This is a genomic window from Sphingomonas sp. CCH9-F2 (assembly GCF_001556735.1).
Lineage (GTDB): Bacteria > Pseudomonadota > Alphaproteobacteria > Sphingomonadales > Sphingomonadaceae > Sphingomonas > Sphingomonas ginsenosidimutans.
This window is the reverse complement of record NZ_LSJO01000118.1, coordinates 1-6,108: the sequence shown is the minus strand read 5'-3', so window position 1 is coordinate 6,108 and position 6,108 is coordinate 1. Positions and strand designations below refer to the sequence as shown.

The following is a 6,108-nucleotide window of genomic DNA, read 5'->3' as shown; positions in this document are numbered from 1 at the left end:
CCCCCGCCCCACCCGGTCACCGAAAGGCCCCAGCCTGCGCCGGGGCGACGCGCGTGGCCGGCGACTGTACCGGCCGTAAGCGCGCGCCGCCGCGTCTCGACGCACCGTTCAAGACGCCCGCCCCGCGCCCTCACTCATACGCCCCGCGTCGCATCACATAATCGCGCGTCTCATACGGCGGTGCCAATCCCTCCACCCACGCGCCATGCGCATGGGTCAGCGCGACCAGCTGCATCGCCGCGTCGGATGGCCAGCATTGCACGCGCACCTCATGCCGGTGGAGGTCGCGGTTCGGCTCCATCATCACCCACGCCAGCGGGCGCTCAGCGGTCGCCCGCGCGCCTGCCGCGGCCATCGCCGCGCGGATGCGGTCGCGCCCGGCCGCGGGCAGATATTGCCACACCACCGAATGCATCAGCACGCGCGTCACCCCGGCGTCCTGCGGCTCGACCAGCCGCGCCTCGACCCAGTCGGGCGCATCGCCCTGCACCAGGTCGACACCGCCCGCACGCACCATCGCGATCGCGGTCGCCAGCCGCGCCTGTCGCTCGGCGGCATCGGCCCAGACATAGGCCTCCAGTCGCTCCGCCGCGCGCGGATCGGCGATATCGACCGGCGCGATGTCCACGCCCCGCGCGCGCGTGACCGCGACCGGCACCGCCGGCGGCGGCGGGCCGCGCCACTCGGGGCGGATCTTCAGCGGCGAATCCGCCGGCCCGGCCAGCACCCCGCCCAGGTCGAAGCGCATCCGCCCGATCAGCAGGTTCAGCCCCGCGCTCGATCCGATCTCGATCACCTCGATCCGCGGACCCAGTGCGGCGGCGACGTGGAGCAGCCCCGTCATCAGTCCGGCGGAGCGCGCCGCCTCGTTGGTCTGCGGCGGTCCGTCGAGCCACGGCAGCAAATCCGCGTCATATCGCGCCACGATGCGCGCGATGACCGCGTCCGTCCGCGCCGAATCCAACGCATCGGGCGCGAACAACCGCGCCAGATCGTCGTCGCCACCGCGCCGGAACAGCGCATGGACCCCGCCGATCAGCCGCAGAACCACCGCATCCGCCACCGGTTCGCCCTTCCAGTCGAGCACGCGAACGCCCGTTTTCGTCGTCCGGTCGAGCGTTTTACCCAGCGCGCGGCCGATCCGTGCGGTGATCGGCGCGGCCATCGCGTCGCAATATTGCGCCTGCACCTCGAATGCTGCGCGGTTTTCGGCTTCTCCGGCCATGCGGTTCCTCCTCGTTCAACGCATCATTGCGCGCTGTTTCCCCCTTCCGTAAAGCGCCGGACCATGTCCCAGCCGTCGCCTTCGCCCTCTCCCATCGTCATCGCGGTGCCCAAGGGGCGCATCCTGGCCGAGGCGCTGCCGCTGCTCGCCGCCGCCGGGGTGGTGCCCGAACCCGCGTTCGGCGACGAAAAGAGCCGCGCGCTGCGCTTCCGCACGCAGGATCCGGGCATCGAACTGATCCGCGTGCGCGCCTTCGATGTCGCCACCTTCGTCGCGCACGGCGCCGCGCAGCTCGGCATCGTCGGCTCCGACGTGCTCGCCGAATTCGACTATGCGGAGCTGTACGCCCCCGTCGATCTCGACATCGGCCATTGCCGGCTGTCGGTGGCGGAGCCGGCGGACCTGGCCGCCAGTGACGATCCGCGCGGGTGGAGCCATGTCCGCGTCGCCACCAAATATCCCCATGTGACAGCGGGCTATTTCGCGCGCCGCGGGGTGCAGGCGGAGTGCATCAAGCTCAACGGCGCGATGGAGCTGGCGCCGACGCTGGGGCTGGCGACGCGGATCGTCGACCTCGTCTCGTCGGGCCGCACGCTCCAGGAAAACGGGCTGGTGGAAGTGGAACGGATCATGCAGGTGTCCGCGCGGCTGGTCGTCAACCGCGCCGCGATGAAGACACGCGCGCACGTCTTCCCGCTGGTGGAGGCGTTCCGCGCCGCGGTCGACCGGGCACGCGCGGCATGATCCGCCTCGACACCACCGACGCCGATTTCGCCACCCGCTTCGACGCCCTGGTCGACGCCCGCCGCGAAACCGCCGTCGACGTCGCCCGCGACGTCGCCACGATCATCCGCGCCGTCCGCGACGACGGCGACGCGGCACTGCACGCCTTCACGCAGAAGCTCGACCGCCACGACCTGAACGACACCGGCTGGCGGATCGACGCCGCCGCCTGCGCCACGGCGTTCGCTGGGCTGGAGCCGGAACTGCGCACGGCGCTGGAGCTCGCCGCCGCGCGCATCTGCGCCTATCATGAGAAGCAGCGGCCGGAGGATACCGCCTTCACCGACGCCGCCGGCGTGCGGCTGGGCGCGCGGTGGCGCGCGGTCGATGCGGCGGGGATCTATGTCCCCGGCGGCCGCGCCGCCTATCCCTCCACGCTGCTGATGAACGCGATCCCCGCGCGCGTTGCCGGGGTGGAGCGGCTGGTCGTCGTCACCCCCACTCCCGACGGCACCGTCAACCCGCTGGTGCTCGCCGCCGCGCATCTGGCGCAGGCGGACGAGGTGTGGCGGGTGGGCGGCGCGCAGGCGATCGCCGCGCTCGCCTACGGTACGGACCGGATCGCGCGCGTCGATGTTGTCACCGGCCCCGGCAACGCCTGGGTCGCGGAGGCCAAGCGGCAGGTCTATGGCGTCGTCGGGATCGACATGGTCGCCGGCCCCAGCGAGATCGTGGTCGTGGCGGACGGCGCCAACGACCCCGACTGGATCGCCGCCGACCTGCTCAGCCAGGCCGAACACGACACGACGACGCAGTCGATCCTGTTCACCGACGATGCCGGTTTCGCGACGCGCGTCGCCGATGCGGTGGCCGCACAGCTGGAAACCTTGCCCACCGCCGCCGTGGCGCGCGTCGCGTGGGAAGACAATGGCGCGATCGTGTTCGTTCCGACCTTGTCGGACGCGATACCATTGGTCGACCGGCTGGCGCCCGAGCATGTCGAACTGGCGTGCGACGATCCGCAGGCGCTGTTCGATCGGTTGCGGCACGCCGGATCGGCGTTCCTGGGGCGGTTCACGCCAGAGGCGATCGGTGATTACGTCGCGGGGCCAAACCACGTCCTGCCGACCGGCCGACGTGCCCGGTTCGCCAGCGGACTTGGCGTCACCGATTTCATGAAGCGCACCAGCTTCCTGCATCTCGATGAAAGCGCGCTCAACGAACTCGGCCCGGCGACGATCGCGTTGGCGCAGGCCGAGGGGTTGCCGGCGCACGCGCGCTCGGTGGCGCTGCGCATCCGCACCAATCAGTGAAGCAGAAAGGGGCGCCCGATCAGGCGCCCCTTCCGGCCGGTCAGGCGGTGGCCAATTCCGCCGCGGCATTGGCCTTGCTTTCGGCCAGCGTCGTCAGCTTGTCGTCGGTGGCCTTTTCCTCCGCCAGCGTCTCCTCCAGCAGCCCGGCGACCTGCGTATGGCCCAGCTGGCGCGCCCAGGCGATCAGCGTGCCGTAGCGCGTGATCTCATAATGTTCGACCGCCTGCGCCGCCGCGATCAGCGCGGCGTCGAGCACCGCCTTGTCGGCGACCTCGCCCGCGACCTCATTGGCCTCCTTGATGATGCCGTCGATCGCGGGGCAGGTCACTGCCTTGGCCTTTTCGCCCAGCGCCTCGAACGCCTGCTCCAGCCGGGCGATTTGCCCGTCGGTTTCACGCAGGTGCGTTTCGAAACCCTGCTTCAGTTCGGGCGACGTCGCCTTGTCGATCATCTTGGGCAGCGCCTTGGTGATCTGGTTCTCCGCATAATAGATGTCCTGCAGCTGGTGCAGGAACAGGTCGTGGAGCGTTTCGATATCCTTGGTGAACAGTCCCATGTCTGCTCTCCTCTTTTATCCGATGGTCATGCGATGGCGCCCGCGATGGCGGACCGTGAACGAACGAAGGCCGCGCGCCGACGTTGCCGGAAAACTGCCTGATGCGGATCAACACGCCGCGCGGGGGTGACGAACGCGCGCGACGGGCGTACAGCGCGCCCCCATGTCCCGAACCGCTGCCCGATCCAAGAGCCGCGCCGCCGCGCGCCTCGCCGCCGTCCAGGCGCTGTACCAGCATGAGATGGAAGGCACCGCGATCCCCGCGCTGCTCCACGAATTCCACCACCACCGCCTGGGCGCCGTCATCGAGGACGTCGAATATGCCGAGGCCGACGTCCAGTTCTTCGACGATATCGTCACGGGCGCGCACGCGCGGTTGGGCGAGATCGACCGGCTGGTCGAGGGGAAGCTGGCCAGCGGCTGGACGCTGGAGCGGCTCGACCGGCCGATGAAGGCGATCCTGCGCGCGGGCACGTGGGAATTGCTGGCGCGTGCCGACGTGCCGGTCGGCGCGGTCATCACCGAATATGTCGATGTCGCCCACGCCTTCTACGAACGGCGCGAGGCGGGGTTCGTCAACGGCCTGCTCGACGGCATCGCCCGGCAGGTGCGCGGCTGACCGCGATGGCGGACGTGGTCAACCTGAACCGCGCCCGCAAGGCCAGGGCGCGCGCCGCCGCGACGGTGCAGGCGGCGGCGAGTCGCGCCGCCTTCGGCCGGACGAAGGCGCAGAAACAGGCCGATGCGCGCGAGCGCGCGCGGCATGAGGCGACAGTGGACGGCGCTCGGCGAGAGGATTGATCCGTCGCGCCGCGCACGCCCTCAGGCGGCGATGCGCAGTTCCAGCCGGTCCCAGATTTCGACCAGCGCGGCGGTCAGTTCGCGCATCATCGCCTCGTCATGCGCCGGGCCTGGGGTGAAGCGCAGCCGCTCGGTCCCGCGCGGCACCGTCGGATAATTGATCGGCTGCACGTAGACGCCATATTCGGCGAGCAGGATGTCGCTGATCTTCTTGGCCTTGACGGGATCGCCGACCATCACGGGGACGATATGCGTCTCGCCGATCATTACCGGCAGCCCGGCATCGCGCATCATCGCCTTCAGCGTGGCGGCGGCGGCCTGCTGCCCCTCGCGCTCGACGCTCGACTGCTTCAGGTGGCGCACGCTCGCCAGCACGCCCGCGACCAGTACCGGCGACAGCGAGGTGGTGAAGATGAAACCGGGCGCATAGCTGCGGATGACGTCCACGATCGTGCGGTCCGCGGCGATATAGCCGCCCATCACCCCGAACGCCTTGCCCAGCGTCCCCTCGATGATCGTCAGCCGGTGGGCGACGCCGTCACGCTCCGAAATACCGCCGCCGCGCGCGCCGTACATGCCGACGGCATGGACCTCGTCCAGATAGGTCAGCGCGTTATACTTGTCCGCCAGGTCGCAGATCGCACCGATCGGGGCGACGTCGCCCTCCATCGAATAGACGCTCTCGAAGGCGATCAGCTTGGGGCTGGCGGGATCGTCGGCGGCCAGCAATTCTTCCAGGTGCGCCAGGTCGTTATGGCGGAACACGCGCTTCTCGCAGCCCGCGTTGCGAATGCCCGCGATCATCGAGGCGTGGTTGAGTTCGTCCGAATAGATGATGCAGCCGGGCAGCACCTTGGCCAGCGTCGACAGCGTCGCCTCGTTCGAGACATAGCCCGACGTGAACAGCAGCGCCGCCTGCTTGCCGTGCAGGTCGGCCAGCTCGCCTTCCAGGTCGACATGGTAATGGGTGTTGCCGCCGATGTTGCGCGTGCCGCCCGAACCGGCGCCGACATCGTGCAGCGCCTCCTCCATCGCGGCGATCACCTTGGGATGCTGGCCCATCGCGAGATAGTCGTTCGAACACCACACCGTGATCGGCTTCGGCCCGTTGTGCCCGGCGAAGCACCGCGCATTGGGGAACATGCCCTTGTTGCGCAGGATGTCGATGAACACGCGATAGCGGCCCTCCGCATGGAGCCGGTCGATCGCCTGGGTGAACACGCGCGAGTAATCCACGGCGCGCGTATCGCTATCGCTGGTCATGGGCCGTACCCCTACTCCCCTCTCTGTCGCCTGACCAGTCGGGATCAATGGTCTCTCTGATCGATCGACTAGGACAAATTGTCCCACCCCGCGCGCCTTATAGCAACTCCGTCTTGCCGAAACCTCTACCCGACAGGGTCGCGGCGATCCGCGATTCGCGCTCGCCGCCGGCGGTGAACACCAGCGTGCCGGGCGCGGCGCGGCGGGGCCACGACTGCCCCTCGGTC

The 6,108-nt window shown here is 69.5% G+C and carries 7 protein-coding genes; 4 read left to right on the top strand and 3 right to left on the bottom strand.

Annotation, left to right across the window (positions count from 1 at the left end):
- Positions 1-130: 130 nt before the first annotated feature.
- The gene (locus tag AX685_RS03665; RefSeq protein ID WP_066485579.1) at positions 131-1,225 is read right to left on the bottom strand and encodes a DUF2332 domain-containing protein; all 1,095 of its coding nucleotides are present in this window, start codon (positions 1,223-1,225) and stop codon (positions 131-133) included.
- A gap of 63 nt (positions 1,226-1,288) precedes the next feature.
- Here AX685_RS03665 and hisG point away from each other — a divergent pair, with 63 nt between their 5' ends.
- The gene (gene hisG, locus AX685_RS03660) at positions 1,289-1,969 is read left to right on the top strand and encodes an ATP phosphoribosyltransferase (protein ID WP_066485577.1); all 681 of its coding nucleotides are present in this window, start codon (positions 1,289-1,291) and stop codon (positions 1,967-1,969) included.
- The gene (hisD, locus tag AX685_RS03655; RefSeq protein ID WP_066485575.1) at positions 1,966-3,261 is read left to right on the top strand and encodes a histidinol dehydrogenase; all 1,296 of its coding nucleotides are present in this window, start codon (positions 1,966-1,968) and stop codon (positions 3,259-3,261) included. Before hisG ends, hisD begins: the two co-directional genes overlap by 4 nt.
- A 40-nt stretch (positions 3,262-3,301) precedes the next feature.
- Here the strand turns inward: hisD and AX685_RS03650 are convergent, their stop codons facing one another.
- Entirely contained in the window at positions 3,302-3,817 is a 516-nt protein-coding gene (locus AX685_RS03650) for a YciE/YciF ferroxidase family protein (protein WP_066485573.1), read from the bottom strand.
- A gap of 163 nt (positions 3,818-3,980) precedes the next feature.
- Here AX685_RS03650 and nusB point away from each other — a divergent pair, with 163 nt between their 5' ends.
- Together nusB and AX685_RS20855 are read left to right on the top strand one after the other, a co-directional pair.
- Positions 3,981-4,436 (top strand): transcription antitermination factor NusB, encoded by a 456-nt coding sequence (nusB, locus tag AX685_RS03645; RefSeq protein ID WP_066485571.1) that lies wholly within the window; start codon positions 3,981-3,983, stop codon positions 4,434-4,436.
- A 5-nt stretch (positions 4,437-4,441) separates the two neighbouring features.
- The gene (locus tag AX685_RS20855; RefSeq protein WP_082740512.1) at positions 4,442-4,618 is read left to right on the top strand and encodes a DUF4169 family protein; all 177 of its coding nucleotides are present in this window, start codon (positions 4,442-4,444) and stop codon (positions 4,616-4,618) included.
- Between the two features lie 21 nt (positions 4,619-4,639).
- On the opposite strand, the gene hemA is transcribed toward AX685_RS20855, so the two are convergent.
- A complete protein-coding gene (gene hemA, locus AX685_RS03640; RefSeq protein WP_066485569.1) occupies positions 4,640-5,881 on the bottom strand; it encodes a 5-aminolevulinate synthase in 1,242 nt (413 codons plus the stop codon).
- Positions 5,882-6,108 lie beyond the last annotated feature (227 nt).